This window comes from Verrucomicrobia bacterium S94 (assembly GCA_004299845.1).
Taxonomy (GTDB): domain Bacteria; phylum Verrucomicrobiota; class Kiritimatiellia; order Kiritimatiellales; family Pontiellaceae; genus Pontiella.
In genome coordinates this window covers 55,054-74,045 of the sequence record CP036201.1, presented here as the reverse complement: position 1 = coordinate 74,045, position 18,992 = coordinate 55,054, and the positions used below count along the sequence as shown (strand labels likewise).

General features: G+C 52.1%; 10 protein-coding genes. All 10 read right to left on the bottom strand.

Annotated features, from left to right (window positions below; translation table 11 throughout):
* Positions 1-2,937 carry a hypothetical protein gene (locus EGM51_00255; protein QBG45916.1) on the bottom strand — a complete coding sequence of 979 codons (2,937 nt, stop codon included), beginning with the start codon at positions 2,935-2,937 and terminating at the stop codon, positions 1-3.
* Positions 2,938-2,968: 31 nt separating this feature from the next.
* A complete protein-coding gene (locus tag EGM51_00250) occupies positions 2,969-6,421 on the bottom strand; it encodes a hypothetical protein (GenBank protein ID QBG45915.1) in 3,453 nt (1,150 codons plus the stop codon).
* Between the two features lie 10 nt (positions 6,422-6,431).
* Complete coding sequence (locus tag EGM51_00245) at positions 6,432-8,294, bottom strand: sulfatase (GenBank protein QBG45914.1); 1,863 nt, start codon at positions 8,292-8,294, stop codon at positions 6,432-6,434.
* A 156-nt stretch (positions 8,295-8,450) separates the two neighbouring features.
* Positions 8,451-9,056: a PEP-CTERM sorting domain-containing protein gene (locus tag EGM51_00240; GenBank protein QBG45913.1), complete on the bottom strand. Its 606-nt coding sequence runs from the start codon at positions 9,054-9,056 to the stop codon at positions 8,451-8,453.
* A gap of 94 nt (positions 9,057-9,150) precedes the next feature.
* A complete protein-coding gene (locus EGM51_00235; protein ID QBG45912.1) occupies positions 9,151-12,216 on the bottom strand; it encodes a hypothetical protein in 3,066 nt (1,021 codons plus the stop codon).
* A 140-nt stretch (positions 12,217-12,356) separates the two neighbouring features.
* Entirely contained in the window at positions 12,357-12,992 is a 636-nt protein-coding gene (locus tag EGM51_00230; GenBank protein QBG45911.1) for a response regulator transcription factor, read from the bottom strand.
* Positions 12,989-13,318, bottom strand: a complete 330-nt coding sequence (locus EGM51_00225; GenBank protein QBG45910.1) for a hypothetical protein — start codon at positions 13,316-13,318, stop codon at positions 12,989-12,991. Before EGM51_00225 ends, EGM51_00230 begins: the two co-directional genes overlap by 4 nt.
* Entirely contained in the window at positions 13,303-15,027 is a 1,725-nt protein-coding gene (locus EGM51_00220) for a hypothetical protein (protein ID QBG45909.1), read from the bottom strand. The genes EGM51_00225 and EGM51_00220 overlap by 16 nt, the downstream gene beginning before the upstream one ends.
* A 312-nt stretch (positions 15,028-15,339) precedes the next feature.
* Complete coding sequence (locus tag EGM51_00215) at positions 15,340-16,185, bottom strand: hypothetical protein (protein QBG45908.1); 846 nt, start codon at positions 16,183-16,185, stop codon at positions 15,340-15,342.
* A 63-nt stretch (positions 16,186-16,248) separates the two neighbouring features.
* Positions 16,249-18,942 (bottom strand): hypothetical protein, encoded by a 2,694-nt coding sequence (locus EGM51_00210; GenBank protein QBG45907.1) that lies wholly within the window; start codon positions 18,940-18,942, stop codon positions 16,249-16,251.
* Positions 18,943-18,992 lie beyond the last annotated feature (50 nt).

The window sequence follows — 18,992 nt, the reverse complement described above, 5'->3', positions numbered from 1 at the left end:
CTATGGCGAAGTAATCGTCACGGAATTCACCTGTAATCCACTTAATGTGGATTCATTTGCGTTTGGAGAGATGGTCTGAAAAAAACCATAGGCTCCGCTTCCGTTCAGCGCATTGTAGATCGATTCATCAATGCCGGTCACCGTTCCCGTGCCTGTATCACCCCCGTCAGTCAGATTCTGCAACCGGACCGAATAGAACGTACTGGCGGCATCGGACCCCATGGTCAGGGTATAATCAAACTGAAGAATATCCCCCGCATCAAGCTGGCCGAGAACCGTACTGCAGCCGGATATTGTACTCCAGTTATTGAGCAGTCGGTACTTCTCGTCCCCGCCATAGATCTGGAGGTTGACATCCGCCGCCTCACTGCCTGTACCAACGCTGACTCCGGCCTCAGAATCTTTGAGGCCGCTGAGAAAGGCGTATACATAGTTGGTGGGTTGCGAATAGCTCCCGCCAAACTGGAAGTTGATACTGAGGCTGTACGATTCTCCGACCTCCAGCTGAACCGCATTGGTCATCACTGCAGCACTGGCATTATCCGGCGTGGATGCATAGCCCGACCCTATGGTATCGCCCACCGTCCAGCCCGATTCCGCATTCCATATTTTCTGTCCATCCAGCGGCCCGTCAATGTAGTCCGGTGCCGTAAATCCGATCGATATCGGCTCCGGTGGCGGGGCATTGGTGGGCTGCGGGGAGTCACTTTCCACTAATCGGAAAAATTCACTGGCGTATTGAATGGGATTGGTTACCGCACCGTCGCCGAGATGATCTGTCGGAAGCTCGGTCTGAGCAACCGACCATGATCCGCCGGACAGATTGGTCGAAGAAAGCAGGGTGAAATAACTGTTGGTCGGGCCCGCCTCAAATCCAAGCCTCAGGCTGGAGTCTGCTACATGCAGCCAATCCACCGGGATATCGTACAAAAGGCTTCGCAGATCCGTACTGAATTCAAAGGTCCGCAAAGTCACACTGCCGATATACCCTCCGGTATCCGGATACGTGACGGAAACCGTATTGCTGGACTGCAGCAGACTGTAAGGTACCGGGATTTCCAGAGCACCGAAGAAAATAGTACGACTGTCTCCTTCATGTCCCATGAAATCAGTCGGTACCGGAAGCGGAACACCGTTGAACAGTACGGTCGGCCTTTTCGAAAGGGTTCGATCCCGTCCGGCACTCAAACGCAGCACAGCCTCACCATGGGTTCCTACATTGACATTCGTGAAAGTAAACACATTCGCAAGATCATTCGTGATAGGCTGAAAATAGGTTGTGGCATAATATTTCACTTCGTCCGAGGTCTGATCCATCACCACCGGTTCTGTGAACGTATATTCCAGAATGGCTGTACCCTCGCTACCCAGCTGAACCTGACTCAGGTTCCCGGCATGTACGATGTCATCCAGGGCAACATTTGTGCTGGCAGCATCCCAGTAAAGGTTCTTCTCGCGGACGGAAACAACCGAGTTGCCGTGATGTTCAAACAGAGTGAGATCTATTATCTGGTCGGATTTTGTCAGATTATTGAGAATCACATAGGCTTTTTCTGAATCGATGTAGGCATCCGCCTGAATGTCAGGATCCGAGGAAACAATATCGGCCCGGATTCCTTTCACATCGCCCCAGAGCTGATACCACTTGATGTGTTCGGTGTAGACCCAGTCTCCGGTATAGCTCGCGGGTTCGTCCGCCTGCCGCATCAGGCGGGCACTGCCGGGAATGCCGGTCGTGGCATTCCGCGCCCATTCCTGTTTGATCATGATATACGGAATAGCTTTCAGGACCAGATTCGGACGGTCCATAAAACTCATGAGGTAGCCACTCATCGATTTAATCCGCTTCCAATCGAGAAGAGGACTCCAGCCCTGCTGCTGCAACGCAGTGTCTTTACCCGCATATTCGGTAACGATAAACGGCACTTGTTTACCGACCCGAATCTGTGTGTAGTGTTCGATCATATCAAACATCGCTTCAGTATGACTGCCCCGGCGGATCAGAGAACTTCCGGAGGAATCTGTATCGTAAAAATGCAACGTGTAAAAATCCATGTTGGTTGCGCAGGTATTAATGAACGAGATCCATTCATCCTGCCATTCACCGAAATTATCTTTTTCCAGATCAGCAAAGGCCGGGCAGTAACCGCCAATCAGTACATGGGTATTCAGGCTGCGGATCTGATCGGCAACGGTATTATGATAGCGCCAGAGTTCCTCGGGGGAAGACGTGCCATAAGCCGGATCGCTCGGAGATTCAAACAGTGGCCAATCCGGTTCATTCATAACTTCCACATAGGTGGGCAGAGGATGCCCGACCTGCGTATCACTGCCGTAAAAATAATTCATGAAATGGCCCATATAATTTCCGGAAGCAGAACCGAACGGTTCCGCCTCAGTATCGGCCTGCGACAGCGCCCACCGGCTGAATTTGTCCGCGTTTCCTGTCAGGGTTCCATCGGGCCAAAACGGACGGAACTGAGCCCCGATAACATATCCGTCCAATCGGTCTTCATAGGCGTGAATAGAGGTCTTTGCATTATAGTTATTCCGTTGATACTGCCCCTGATGATCCATCGACCAGGTACTGCCTGTCACCCGCGCCCAGCCCGGTTTGTCCGGGTCTTCTTCAATCACATTTCGCAACTGGCCGGTAATATATCCGGTATCCCGGCCGAAATAGACATCGTTCCCCAGCACAAAATCCGCCAGTACATCATTCGTAAAATTGGGACCATACCTATCTCCCCAATCCCCGTCAGTATGACTGGAATGAATGGTAATGAAACGGGACCGGTCGAATGAATCCACTCCACCAACAGAACGTTTTACATTCAGATTTACCTCCACATCAACCGATTCCGCAAAAGAAGAACCGGAAAACATAACCGCAAGCGGAAGCACCACCGAAAAGATCCCGAAAACTGTTTTTTTCATAGCAACATGTCCGTTTAATATCGTTCTCGGTTCAGGGAACAATTGATACCGCCACAGAATTCACCTGCAGCCCGTTAAAACCGACATCGCCCTGCGTCAGATTGTGGGACTGGAAAAACCCGTAGGCACCACTGCCGGTGAGCGCATTGTAAATCGCATCATCCACACCGCTCACCGTACCGATCCCCGTATCATCTCCATCCGTCAGGTTCTGAAGACGCACCGTGTACGACGTACTGGCCGCATCGATCCCTAGCGTAAGTTGATACTCAAACTGAAGAATATCCCCTGCATCCAGCGTGTTCGCAATCGTTGAAGCCCCGATGCTGCTATATTCGTTCAGCAACCGGTATTTATCTTCGCCGGTATAGATCTGAAGATTGGCATCGGCAGCCGTTCCGGCGACACCCACAGAAGCAGCTGCATTGCTGTCCTTCATTCCGGCAAGGAAGACATACGCCCAGGCCGTTGGCGTGGAATAGGTTCCGCTGAATTCCATATTTATGGTGAGACTGTAAGTCCCTCCGACACCCAGCTGAACCGCATTGGTCAGAACTGCCGCACTTTGGTTATCCGGGGTGAATGCCATTCCGTCCCCCGTCGAATCCGAAACGGCCCAACCGGATTCTGCCGTAAAGAACAACTGACCATCCAGTATTCCATCCACATAATCCGGAGCCGTAAACGCAATAACCGGAACCCAGGCCGGGTTCTCGATGATTACCGGCTGGGTACCTACCGATTCTCTTCCCCCGTCCGTCGAATCGAAACTGGCGAACAGATAATAAAAATTATCGGCCGGCAGCTGATCACTCGGAATGATGTCCTCCGGAATCCGGATCTGTGCTTCCGACACCCCCGCCGACGTTCCCGCAGCTCCGGCATCATTTGCAGCATAGTCTTTCACCACACTCCAGGAACCTCCGGAAGAATCAATCTGTCTGAGTTTATAACTGATCCCGTCCGACGGCGAAAGAACGGCATGCCCCGCACCGGCATCATATTCAGTCTTCACCGTCATATACGTCCCGTTGGTGAAATGCCGATTTTTATAGGCATTCACATCATCAAAAACAATATCCGCCGTTGTCGTCCCCACCGAAATGGAGCAGCTGTCTGTGAAACCTCCATCGACGGTTTCCCCGGTGATGATTGCACTGCCCATTGACAGGCCACTCACTATTCCGCCGGAAACCGTTGCAACAGCAGGATCACTCGATGACCAGATGATACTCCTGTCCGCAGCGTCATCCGGAGACAGCAGGTAAAGCAGACGGAACGTCCCGCCGGTACTGACGGATCCCGAATCCGGATCGAGAGTGAAACCCGACACCGGGATACCCGGCGCAGAGCCCTCTACAATCCTGTAGAACTCCTGCGGAGCAGTAATCAGGTTGGTGACAATACGCTGTCCCAAAGCATCGGTCGGAAGACTCTCCTGCTGTACCCTCCAGTTTCCGGAAACAAGATTGGTTGCCGCATGCAGTTCAATCCACCCATTGGTTGGTCCGTCCGTTACCTCCAGTACAAATTCCGAACCTCTGATAACGGCGGAATCAATCGGAATCATTCTGGCCCGGGTACGGATATCGGATTCAAATTCGAAAACCTGCAGTGCAACCGAAGAAACATGTCCGCCATTGTCCTCAAACTGAACGGACACCGTATTGTTGCTTTGCAGCAGTTCATATGGAACCGGAATTTCAAGCACCCCGAAAAAAGAGTCCCGCGTGGACTGATCATATCCGCGCCAGTCCTCCGGCACCGGCACCTCGGTTCCATTGACAGTCAGTACCGGCTGCAGCGAGAGTCCGTGAGCACGCCCCAGGCCCAGGCGCAGTACAGCTTCGCCATAGCGGGCCGAGGTGTTTACATTTGTAATGGAAAACACCACCGGAGTGCCGGCCGTGATCGGCTGCAGATATGTAGTAGCATAATATTTGGACTCGATTTCCGTTTTTTCCGGAACCACCGGAGCGGAAAATTGATATTTAATAACTGCAGTCGATGATGCCGGAAGTGTCATGGATGCCAGTTCATTGGTTACATAATGATCCAGCACAACATTGCCCGCCGCGTCCGCATACGTATGCTTTACTTCAACGGCATTAAACAACCGGGAAGTGCCAAACAGATTCAAATCAACCGTCTGCGGACCGGTATGATCCAGACTGCTGACAATTACAAACGCATTCGTTTCATCGACATAGGCATCAACCTGAATATCGGGATCATCGGAAATACTGTCCACGCGCGTCCCCTGCACTTCTTTCCATAATTCCCAATACTTGATTCGCTCAGTAAAAACAAACGGCCCGTCCTTATCCTTCGGAGAACCCAGCAGTTCATCTTCGTCGTACAGCAAGCGGGTCGGATAGGGATAACCATTGGCACTCCGCCCCCACTCAGCCTGAACCATCATAAACGGAATGGTCTGGATCATCCGGTCCGGACGTTCCAGCAACTGCATCAGAATCGTGGAGTAGGAACGGACATCCACCCAGTCATTCTTCGGATTGTACGGAACGTCACTTTCAACCGAAAGACTCCCGAATTCCGAAATATTGAAAGGCTTTATTTCGCCCAGCGTCAGCATGCTGTAATGCTCAATCATATCCAGCAGCGCCTCCACGTTGCTACCCGAACGGTACTGATGCTCCAGCACATTCGTACTCCCTCCCGGATTGTCGTAGAGATGCAGCGAAAAGAAATCCATATGCTCTCCGGCAATGTCGATAAATGTTTTCCAGTTGTCCTCCCAATGCCCGAAATTACTGCCTTCATACTGCGGATGAGCCGCACAGTAGCCTCCAACCATAACATCGGGATGTGAATTATGAATCGCGGCCGCCACATTGGTATGCAGACGGGAGATATTCGCACGGGTGGTTCCCAGTTCATCGGCCTTAACAAACGGTTCATTCATCACTTCAACCATCGCGGGTTTCGGCGCGCCGTCAGTTCCTCCGGTACCGTAGAAATCGGTCAGAAACTGTTCATAAAAGTCCGCCAGCGCTTCATAACTCCCCACCGCGAAACCATTGCCGTTGGTCTGCCCGTTGGGATACATACCCTCCTGTCCGCCGATCATCATTTTCCGGGCACGGGATTCCAGAGAATGGGCATGTGTATCGGAAGCATACGTCGACCGGGCACTATTACCACGGCTCAGCATATTGGCATGGTCACACCACCCCGGTTTCGATGGATCTTCTGTCGTCTGACTCAGGTTCCACGGAAGCGTTCCGTTGGCCCGCCCCAGATAAACATCGTAATCATTCAGAAAAGCCGATTCCTGCTCCTCTGAATCCCAGGTATTCTCACCGGCACTGGCATGCAGCACCATATAGGTTTCGCGGTCGAACTCCGAAACCCCGCCGACTTCATGACGGGTATCCAGATTAATATCGACCGAAACCTGAGCGGCGGCACCGGTCAGACCCAGCGCAGCCACCGCAATTATATTCCCCACTCTTTTTTCCATCCTGTTCTCCTCAGAGTTGATCCATTCGGTTTACCGGCTTCGGAATAATCCGTTCCGGTATATTCAGCTTCCGGTCATGAGCCCCTTTCGCAAAATTATGAACTGTATATTTACTCTTCTGCGTCCAGTCGCACTCAATACGACCATCACCGAGAACAATACTTCCCAGTTTATTTCTGAAAAATGCCGCCAGTTCTTTATAATCCTCGGTATACGCCACATTCACACGTTCCTTCGGATCTACCCGCAGATCATAAAGCGACATATCCACCTCTTCAGGCGAGGCATCCAGTCCCCACCGGATCTTTTCTCCCGGTTCATAGCCCTCGCCCGGCTTGGTCCAGAACGGGCGCACCCGCATGGCAAATGCGAAATCCTTACAACGCAGATAAGCCCGGTCCCCACGCACCTGGTTCATTTCGCCAATCACATATTCGCGCTGCGGTCCCTTTTCCAGCGTCTCGAAAAGACTGATTCCATCCAGCCCCGGGTGAACCGATGGATCAATACCGGCGACCTCGTAGAACGTCGGCGCAAAATCAACATATTCAATCCAGTCTCGGCACACGTTGCCGGCCGGCACCCTCCGTTTGTCCGAAGAAACCATGATCACACTGTCATGTGTCGTCTGAAACCAGGGACTGAATTTAGCTTCAATTCCCTGCTCTCCAAGATGCCAGCCATGATCGCCGCAGACATAAATAATCAACCATTCCTGCTGCTGTTTATCGCAATAGGCTTTAAACGCATCTACCGCCTGACCGACCAGATGATCCCCCATCGCACAATAAGCATAATAATCCCGGATCGCCTGCTGCTTTTCTGCATCGGTCATTCTCGAGAAATCCATATCATTCCGAAGGTCACGCAACGACCCCGGCATCAGCTCCGCCTCTTTTTCACTGTATTCCGGCACCTTATAAACTTTGTCGGCAAAACGATCGCGGAACGCTTTAGACGGAAGCACCGGTGTATGCGGAAAAACGAGGCCGAGATTGATAAAAAGCGGCTTATCCGGATCCGGCCCCCGTTCCGTTTTTCCGGTTACCGCAGTATATTCCCTGCCGACATTGGAAAGATAATTTTTCAACGAACGAACAATCGCCCCGTCCAGCGTACCTTCCGCCGGCCGCGGCGACACACCGCCGATAATCAGGTCGGGATTACTGCGGGTATAAGAACGCAGTATATCAAGCTCTTCCTCCACCGCTTTCCGATGTGCTTTTTCCTCCGCTGTAATTTTCCGATCGGCACGCTTTTTCCAGAACCGTTCAACCCGACCGTTTTCAAAACGGAATACCTCTTCACTGCCGAGCACCATTCCCTTTCCCTGATACGTACCCCAAGGCTTGTTAAACCAGAAACTGCTGGCATCGGTCTTCTGCAGATCATTATTGGTGATCCAGGGGTGATAGTTCCCCAGCGGAGCCCACTGATGATAACCCTCCCAGTCAAAAATATAATAGCCCGGTTTACCGAACATGGAGGATTGATAACCATGTTCATTCATTACTTCCGGAATAACACGGCTTGCACATCCGGCCGCCTGATGCGCTTTGCGGAATCCGTACATCCCGGAACGATGCGGATATTTCCCCGTATGCATGGAACTGCGGCTCGGCGCGCACGCCAGCGAATTACACCATGCCTGTGTAAACAGCGTTCCTTCCTCCGCCAGTCGATCGATATTGGGCGATTCCACATAACCCAGTTCACTTTCACTTTTTCCGGTCACCGCCTCGTTCCAGCACGCCAGCGAATCACTTCGCTGATCGTCGGTAATAATCCATAAAATATTCGGGACGGACGGTTTTGCTACTGCAGCACCGCCAAGTATGACTGTTGAAAATATAAAAATACACTGCTTTATCATGATGAGTCCTCAGCTTTCCTTTCAGGTTGATATCTCTTAATCCAACGTAGATTCATCCACTAAACAGACATATCATCCACTGGTCATAAGGATTAATCATGAAATAAACAGGGCGCCCGAAGACGCCCTGTTGCAATAATTCCACTGCTGAAAAAATTACATCATGAAACGACGGCGGATAAACAGAACCCCTCCTCCGAATACCGCAATCAACCCAAGTGTTCCCGGTTCCGGCACAACTTCAAGTTTGAAGTTGTCGACATAGTAGTTTGCCCCCAATGCTCCATCGGTATTCTTATCATTGTTCAGAAACAAAGCACTTGTATTGGTTAACGCATTGGCATCCGTAGTAAACGTCCCGCTTTTGGTGTAAGTATTCCACGCATCTGCGGTTAACGTACCAACTGTCGTCCATCCAGCACTTACACCACCAATACTGTAATAAATACTGTCATCAGCAATATTCGGATCTGCCAGCTGATCGGAGGTAATATAAATATCAACACTCAATGTCCACTCCTGACCAGCGTAAGCCGACCAATCCTGACCGGTAATATTATAATTTCGGTACTGAGCACCTTCTGCCGCATCAAACAGACCAATATCACCATGACCGGTATCACTTCCTGTTACAGCTGTTTCCGTTGTTGCTGTGAGCGACATATTTCCACCAACAGGTGCTGTATCTTCCCATAAAATAACAGCGGCCTGCGTACTTGCAGCAAATGCCGCCAATACGATGAGTATTCCTGTCTTTTTCATGTTTTCTCCTTTTTACTACACCGGACGAGCTTATCTCTCCCGGTTGAAACCGGTGTCCGGCGGGAGCCCCGCCGGACGGATTATGCGTATTGCATTATTTGGTCACTTCCAGGCGGATGAATACATTATCAGCATTCTGATCAATGTTACTGATATATTCCTCAAGCATCCCGCTGTTGGAAACCGGAACCGTTTCGTGTACGCCCCAGAGACTTTCCACCGCAAGATTGACGTTGGTCATTACGTTCACCGTCAGCGTGTCATCACCAATTACCGAGAAGGTGTAGTCTCCAGTGCTTCCATCGAAGGTCGGAATAACCCCGATATCTCCGGCGCCGGTTCCCGGCATCGGATCGCCGCCAAAGGCATACTCGCCCAGGTTGTTCATACCGTCACCATCGAGATCGGCATCGGGCTCGCCATGCTCGCCTACGAGTCCATAGGAAGCCACCCAGCTGGCATACCCGCTGACAACCGCTTCCGGACCGATCAGCTCAATACTCATGACTTCAACTCCGGTCAGTCCGGAACCGAATCCTCCGGTTTCGAAGTACGGGTAGGCCGCGCCGTTTTCCAGCGCACTGTAGAAGATTTCACTGACGCCGCTTTCCGTTGCATCATAGGCGTCTCCGACTCCTGAGGTCAGGTTCGAAAGTGTCGAAGAAAAGACGGTCGAAGCCGCACTGTCACCCATCGTCAGGCTGAAACGCATTTCCCACTCGTCTCCGGCAGCACCTGTAAGAAAGTCAGTCTGAGGACCATTCCAGCCATCGCCATAAATGCGATAGGTATCAGCACCTGTATTGCTTGCCTGAAGGGTCGCCATAGCTCTGTTCTCACGAGTAGAACTTCCATCATAGCCTACATCTGTACCATCAGTCTTGGTGGTCAAACCAAACCGTCCGACATACACATATCCGGCCGGAGCATGCGTTCCAAGAATTTTGTACCGAACGGCAAATTCAATGGAATCCCCAACCGGTAGCGGAGTATTCTTCAGCAATGTCATATTGACATTGTTATTCGTGCAGGTAACCGTTCCTCCGGAAGCCGTATCCACCAACCAGCTTCCTCCGGCCACCCAGGAATTCTGGCCGTTGATCGCACCGTTGGCATAATTTTCACCGGCGATGAATTCGATCTCGTTGGTGACCGTTACGTAGTCCGGCGGCACAACAACAACGCCAGGAACAGAACGCAACTGGATATTATCGATGAAGTAGTTCGGTCCGGAAACCGGATCCGTTCCGTTGTCATCATTAATCAGCAACGCTTCCACTGCTGTCAATGCTTCCGGATCAGAATCAAACGTTCCGGTCCAGGTGATGGTATTCCATTCATCCGGAACCAATGTGCTGATGGCTTTCGAACCACCGGTTACTCCGGCCACACTGTAGGAAATGATGTCATCACTTACATTGGCATCCGCCATTTTGAGGGACGGCACATAAATATCGAATGAAAGTGTCCAGTCCTGTCCGGCATAGAGTGCCCAGTAACGGTTGGATACGCCGTAACTTGAAACATCCCCACCCAGCAGATCGACGGATTTGAACATGCCGATTTCGCCCTGTTCCGTAGCGAACGGATCATCGATCGAAGTCAGCATCATGCCTCCGGCTTCCGGAGCGACATCAACCCACAGATCATCCGCATCATCAACTTCAGCCGGAGTTACAACTTCCAGGTTGAAGTTATCCACATAGTAGTTGTACCCCGAAGCGGGATGCGTAGTGCGATCGCTGTTGAGCAAACGAGCATATGCATTGGTTAAAGCACTCGGTTCATTGGTAAAAACGCCACTCCAGATCACTGTATTCCAGGAATCGGCCACCCAGCTGGTATTGCTGATGGTCATCCATCCACCGGAAACATCACCTACCTGGTAATAAATCTGGTCGTCAATAATGGCAGGATCTGCGAGCTGGGCCGATGTCAGATAAATATCAAACGTCAGGGTCCAGCCCTGACCGGCATAGGCAGACCAATCGTTCCCGGATATTCCATAGTTGGAATATTCACCGCTGTCGGTACCGGAATTAAAGGCACCGATTCCCGAACCGAATGCGTTGGTTACCAGAGTTAATGCCATACCTCCGCCTTCCGGATTTTCTTCATTCCAAATCGTATCTGTCGGCAGAGGCGGAGTAGACTGGGTTTCGAATTTAAAGTTATCGAGATAGAGGTTTGCTCCCGCAGGATGCGTAAGCTGGTCGTTAAACAGAACCATAGCATTCGCAGCAGTCAGATCGTTCGGATTAATCGGCATAGTACCGAACCAGGTCACGGTATTCCAGGAATCCGGAACCAGATTAAGTTCTCCGACATCCGTAAACCCGCCGGTATTGCCCGCAACACTGTAATACATGGTATCGTCAGTGATATTGGTATCAGCAAGCTGGGCCGATGTAATGTAAACATCAACGGACAGCTGCCATTCTACACCCGCATACTGCTCCCAATTGTCTGCTCCGGAATTATAGTTTCCCCACTGACCGGTATTCGCATCCGACTTATACTCTCCGATATCACCATGACCGGTATCGCCACCCGTAACCGCGGATTCAGTGGTTGCACTGAGTGCAATATTTCCGCCGACCGGAGCCTGGTCATCCCAGAGGACGGCATCGTACACCGGGATGTTGCAGATCAGACTCAGGTTATCCAGCGTGTAGTTGTCTCCGGCATCGTGTGTATCTTTATCGTTGTTAACGAAAGCGAAGGTCGCATTTGTAAGTGAAGCAGAGCCGGCAGGGAACGTCCCCTTCCAGATGACGGTATTCCAGGCATCAGCCGTCCACCAGGAGGCATTGGCCAACGTCAGATTTCCACCGGAAGCAAGCACATCGGTTCCATCCAGAAGCTGCCAGGATATCGTATCGTCAGTCACATTAGTATTAGCAAGTTGCGCGGCGGTAATATAGATATCCGCTGTAAACGTCCAGTCACGACCGGCGTAAGCCGACCAGTCATTGCCTGAAGTTGCATAGGTCGACAGGTTGGTTCCTGACGTCGTTGCGCTGGAATCGAAAACTCCGGCCATTAAATTCATCGTGCCGCCGGCAGGATTCTGATCATCCCACAGCGTGGTATCCTGCGCCTGGGAAACTGCAACCATCGATGCGGCCCCCAGGGCAGAGAACAGTAATCTTTTCATCATTTAATCTCCTCGTTTCACTGTCATGCAGCCCTGATATGGCACGGGCCTACTAACACGACTGTTAACATGGACGTTCTAACAAGGAGAGAAAATACGGACTATGGGCCAAAAGGGCCATTCTGTCCTATAGGACAGGTAGCTCAGTCCTCTTCGAGTTTGAGAATCCCCTTTTTATAGGCAATAACCACCGCCTGCGTACGGTCGGCGGCACCAAGTTTTTCACGGATATTGGTAATATGGTGTTTCACGGTCGACATAGAGATATTGAAATGCTCCACCAGCTCTTTATTGCTGGTGCCCTGGCCGAGCATCTGCAGCAGTTCCAGCTCCCGCGGTGTGAGCTCTTCCTGCTGTTTGCGCATGGAAATTTTCCGCGCAATCGCAGCGGGAAAAAAGGAATACCCCTCTGCCACTTCATGAATCGCCTCCATTACATCCTCCACGGCACTGGCCGATTTGGTCAGATAACCCTTAACACCGGCCTGCACCGCCCTCCAGACTTCTTCTTCTGACTCAAAAACCGAAAACAGAATGACCTTGGCATCCGGATCAATCGTCATAATTTTTTCGGTACAGGCCACCCCGTCCTCTCCCGGCATACGGTAATCCATCGTCACAATATCAGGCTTTACCTTCTTGTAGAGTTCCACCGCTTCTTCACTGCTCGAAGCATCACCGACAGCCTCAAGCCCCGGCTCCATATCAATGGCTCCAAGCAGCCCAAAACGCAGCAACTGATTATCATCCACCACCATGATTCTTATGTTTTCACTCATGCCTGCTCCAGCTCCCATTCTTTCAGCGAGGGCAGTTCCACCGTAACAGTGGTCCCCTTTTCCAAATCGCTTTCAATGTTCAATTCACCCTTAATCCGGTTGATCCGTTCATGCATGCCCCGCACACCGAAATGACCGGCCGGCGGAAGCTGCTCAGGATCAAAGCCCTTACCGTTGTTGTATATTGTCATAGAGAGAGACGACGCCCAATAGGTTAATTCAACACGGATTTCTGTCGGATTTCCATGACGAACCGCATTCGTAACCGCTTCACGCGCCACCATCAGCAGATTCCGGTCCGCGATCTGCTTCAACCGTTTAGGCATGCCCGATACCCGGATATCGAGTTCAGCCTTCCCCCATCGGCCAACGGTTGCAGCGCCTGCCTGAGCGCGGCCGGCAGATCCATTTTCTCCAACAGTCCACCGCGCAGATCAATAATCGACGTCCGCGATTCATCACCGCAGAAGGCCAGCATCTCCTGAGCTGTGGTAAATTCATTCACATTCCGTTTCATATCCACATCAAAACGCTCCGCCAGATTTTCCAGCGGCCGGTATTCATCCGCCATTTTCCTGAGTTCAGAGGAAAATGTTTCTGTATTGTGCTTCAGCAGACGGCGGGAACCCTGCAGTTGAATCGCCGTACCGGCCAACCCCTGCTCCAGATTATCGTGAAGCTCCCGGGCAATCCGCTGCCGCTCATTCAGCACCGCCTCCTGCTCCACTTTCTCGCTGATGATACCGGTCTGCCGGTCAACCGTTTTACGTAATAACAGAGTCCAGACCACAAAAAGAAGCAACATGGAAAAGATGATTCCCACCGCCCACAGCAACCGCTCCGCCGTCCACCAGGGAGCCGGTTTGATGACGGCAATATCATTCACACTCCGCAGCTGAAGCCAGAGTCCGTCGGCATAAAGCCGCCAGCGCATATCTTCATTATGCATCAGGTTACAGATCCCAGTAAGTTCCAGCACCGCGCCGGGCTCCAACCCCACCGGCCCCTGCTCACCGACCGGAAGTCGTGCTTCAAAAGATTCCTCTCCGGAACGACACAACAGACTTACCTGAACAGAATTTGCATCTTTTTCGGTAGGTGCAAAATATTTCCCCACATCCACCAGCTGCGCCCGTATACGGATCAGTTCATAATTCAGCCGGGAATCCATCAGGTCTTCCGGAAGATTGGTTCCGAACAAACCATGAAGCTCCACCGGCACCGGCTCGGGTTCTTCACCGGCATCGCTCAGCACCCGCACCTTCAGAGCCCGGAATGCCGGACTCACCGGCTGCGGCCAGGCAAACCCTTCCACCTCTACCGTCTGCCCCGCTTCGATACCATCACTGTTCAGCACCGCCACCCGAAGACCTGCCGCCCGGCCCCGCAGATAAATTTCATTGCCGGCGGCATGCGTCACCACACCACGCGTCCTGACCGGCTCCTGCGGGTCCATAGTAACCTGCATCAGCTCTTCAATCGGCACGTTGACCACCGCCTGATGGAGCCCCTCTTCCTCGATCAGCTCAAAGTCCGAAATCGAATCAGTGATAAAAACGCGGCCGGTCATCTGCCGCTGTGCATTATAAATGGTTCCGACAATCGCATTAAACCGGACCCGGCGGAACATATAATCGGGAAGCTGTTTCCAAACCGGTTCCACTGCCGGCATATTCACCCCCAGCTGAATCGAATCATTGATCTCCAAAAAAAGATAAAAACGACCGTAAGGAGCCGCCACATCGGAATACCCGATCACGCGCCCCTCCACCGAAACCCAGTCGCAGTCGCTCGCCGGGCGGTTGATTTCATCCAGCCGGAACGGCCGGCCCGACGGTGGCGGTTTCCAGCCGTTCACCTCTACCTCAATGGCCTCGATCGCCGGATAAAACTCTCCGGGATAGGTTTTACCCGTAACTGTGACCGAATCACCGGTATGCAGCCGCAGCAGTTTGGTATGGTCGCCAGGACGCTGGACATATGCCCCCCGTGCTCCGTGAGGATGAAAAAGTGGGCTCCGCCCGGTGAAAGACAAACAAGCTGACCGGAAACCTTGACCGGGATTCCGATTGCGGCTTCTTCAACCGACAGCTCCCTCAGGTCCATTACATTGGTAATGACCGACTGCCCCCAAACCGGGCCGAACGGCAGCAGCAGTACCCACACGCATTGAAACAGCCTCTTTAACATCATCGGCTATCTATATTCCAACCCTCGGAAAATTCCAAGCATTGGAAACCGCAAAGGACTTCTTCCTTTTCCGTCCCGATTAAGAAAAAGCGAAATCCGGGCCGTTCCCGATGACCGCAACCGACACTGAGATATATGCTGATGTTCTGCGGATCGTTTACAGAACCAGACCAAGTGTCGAAACCTGCGGACGGGCGGGCTTAACTTTCGGCGGCGGAGCTTTCACCAGCTGCAGAGCAGCCGAATCAGTCTGAACACTGAAATTATCCATATGAACTTCAGCAATGCGGGCATACTCCCGGATGCAGCTCTTTGCACTGCTCCAGCCGGTCGTAAAACCGGGATACACCACGGAACCCACCGGCAGGCCCAGCGGAAATTCTTTTGTGGTATAGGCCGGGAACCCCTCAGCGGAAACGGTCATGGTTGCCGCCAACTCCCCGTCTCTGTCGTACACATTGCATTCAAAATGCAGCCACTCCCCGGTCGTTTCTTTATTCAGATCAATACCCAGCGTTTTATGCGGAATCCATCCCTCGACCCAGGGATCGGACGGCAGCACAAAACCCATGGCCTCACCGCGGTTGCTCAGGCAGAGATCCGTCCGTTTTCCATTGTACCAATTGGGCGCTGTTGACAGCTGCAGCCCGAATACCTTGGAATTTCGATACTCGTCAATCGCACCGCCCCCGACATAGGTATACCGAAAATCCGCACTCAGCGTCACAGACTGCCCCGGACGGATGATGAACCCCGTCTGATACGGAATATGGTATGCCCGCTCCGCCGACCCGCTTAATACAGCATAACCATCTTCATGTGCTGTAAAAAGACCCTGCTGAGAAGAGATCTCACTCACCCATTTAGGTTTCCAGTTTCCATTACCGATCGGCTTTCCCGCAGAATAAGTGCTGAAATCGTCCGAAAGTACAACTTTTGCTTCACTGATCACTGCAGCTGTCAGGGCGGCCGTAAACAGCCAGATACACTTTTCTGAGTTCATAATTCCATAATGCGCAGAATTGCGGATCGCTGAAAACTGCACTTAAGGACAGGCCGGAACAGATTACGGAGCGATCTTCACAGCAAGGTTATCAATCCGGTTGTTCCAGGTCAGTACCGATCCGTCCGGATCGTAAGGCGCACTCCAGATGATCTCGTCAATCACCAGACTCAGGTCACCTGCCGTGACCGTCGTATAGGTTTGGAAATTTCCGTTATCCACAGGATCAATCGACCACTGTTCCACACCGTTGAGCATCCCGCGCACCAGCGGCTCGCCTTGCGGAACAGCATCCGTGGATGCACTGATATCAATAGAGGTCACCACAAACTGCCGGTTCACTCCGCCGATATTCACCGTGAACGTACCATCGATCTCATCCTGGCTGTAGGACGCTTTAAACGCATTCCCGTTTTCATGCGCCGCGGCCCTCCCGCCGTGCACCAGCGAAATACCGTTATCGGTTTCCACATATCCGTATCCGTCGGACCACCATGCACCGCCAAAGTCCGACCAGTCGAACAGCGCGGTTAACACGCCCTCCGGCACCTCGCACTCCACCAGACGGAAAAATTCGGCCGTATGGGCCAGCGAATTGGTCACCGCGCCGCGGCCCGTTTCATCAATGGGAAGCGCTGTACGGTTTGTGCTCCAGCCGGCTGCGGTCAGATTGGTTTTGGAGAGCAGAGAAAAGAATCCGTTCTGCGGACCGTTGGTGAAGCCCAGAATAAAACTGTTCCCGACCACAGAAGCATAATCGACAGGGATGGAATTCTCCCGAGCGGCATGAATATCAGAACTGAATGTAAACACGCGCAGGCTCAGGCTGCTGATATATCCGCCGGCGTCCGGATAGGTGATTTCAACGGTATTATTCGACTGAATCAGCTCATACGGCACCGGAATGTTAAGCTGCCCCATAAAATCATCCCGCCCATCACCCTCATGCCCCATAAAATCGGCCGATACATCCAGAGCCGTTCCGTTAAACAGCACAACCGGCTGTCTGGACAACAGCGTATTCCGCCCGGCACCCAGACGCAGGATCCCTTCGCCGAAAGACCCTTTACCAACCCCATTTATGCTGAAAACATTAGCCTGACCGGAAACAATCGGCAGGAAATTGGTTGAGGCATAATATTTCACCTCATCCGCAGTTTCATCCACCAGTACCGGCTCTGCAAAAGAATATTCCAGCACGGCCGCCCCTTCAGCCCGAAGCTGTACCTGTCCGGGATTACCGGCATGGATCGTTTCATCGAGCACCGTGCCGGTGCCGTCCCAATACAGATTTTTCTCCACCACCGTCTGCACCGCATTGCCGATGTTTCCGAAGAGGCTCAGATCCACCGGTGCCGGTGTTTCATTCAGGTTGTTCAGTACCACAAAAAGCTGGTTGCTGTTCACATAGGCATCCACCTGAACATCGGGATCGTCAGTCACGATATGCACACGTGTGCCGCGGACATTTTTCCACAGATCGTAGAATTTAATATAATCGGTATACACCCAGTCACCGGTATAGGATTCCGGTTCATTTTCTTTCCTGAACAGACGCCAGCTGTGCGCATAGGTTCCCCCATCCGCGGCCCACTCCTCCTTAAGCATAATAAAGGGAATGGCCTTGAAAATCAGATGCGGGCGATCCGCAAAACTCATCAGCATAGAGTTTATCGATTTGATCGCCACCCAGTCCCGCTCCGCCGTCCACAGCAGCGGCCGCCACGAGTAGGATTCCAGATCCCTGTCCCGTCCTCCATATTCAGAAACCACAAACGGCAGCGGCTCCCCGTCCAGCAACGCACTGTACTGCTCGATCATATCAAACGTCGCCTCAAGGTTGCTTCCTTTTTTGATGTGCGGACCGTCTTCGGAATTATCGTCATAAATATCGTAAATATGAATACTGAAAAAATCCATATTCGTCACACAACGATCAAGAAACAGCTTATACCGCTCGCTCCACTCCTCAAAATCCGACGTCGCCAGATCCGGATGCGACGGACAGAAACCGCCGATTTTTACATCCGGATTATGGCTCCGTATCCGGTTAGCCACCGTGTTGTGGTAATCAAACAGCTCCTCCCAGGTGGATGTTCCATACATTGGATCGCTGCTGCTGTCGAACAGCGGATAATCCGGTTCATTCAGAACCTCCACATAAACCGGCAGCGGGCGCCCCACATAGCCATTGGCAGCCGTACCGTAAAAATTATTCAGAAAATTCCCCATATGATCCCCCGATGCAGAACCGAAAGGTTCGGCAGCGGTATCGGCGGAGGAAAAGCTCCAGCCGCCGCGCATCGTTGCCGACCCCGGCCAGAAGGGGGCAAACTGGGCGCACATAATATCCGACGCCGCACGCGGTTCGTAGGCATGCCGCCAGGTCTGACTGTTGTAGCTGTTCCGGGAATTTGCTCCCTGCGTGACAATCGAATACGTGCTTCCGGAAACCAGCGACCAGCCGGGTTTTGCAGGATCCTCTTCAATCTGGTTTTTGCTGTACCACCCGATATAGCCTGTATCCCGTCCGAAATAAACATCGCGGCCATTAATAAAATCATCCATCACTACAGCATCCATATCTCCGGTCGTGTGCGATGCATGAACTGTAACAAATTTTTCCCGATCGAATGTGGATATACCGCCCACCGAATGCTTCACATTCACGTCAACATCCACCTGTACTGCGGCCCGGGCCGCAGCAGCAGTTCCAAGTAACACGGATAACAGTGCAGTCTGCTTCAACAAAATCATTTATCCTCTTCCCGATTATAATTCCGGGAAGAGTTTCCACCATATGCCGG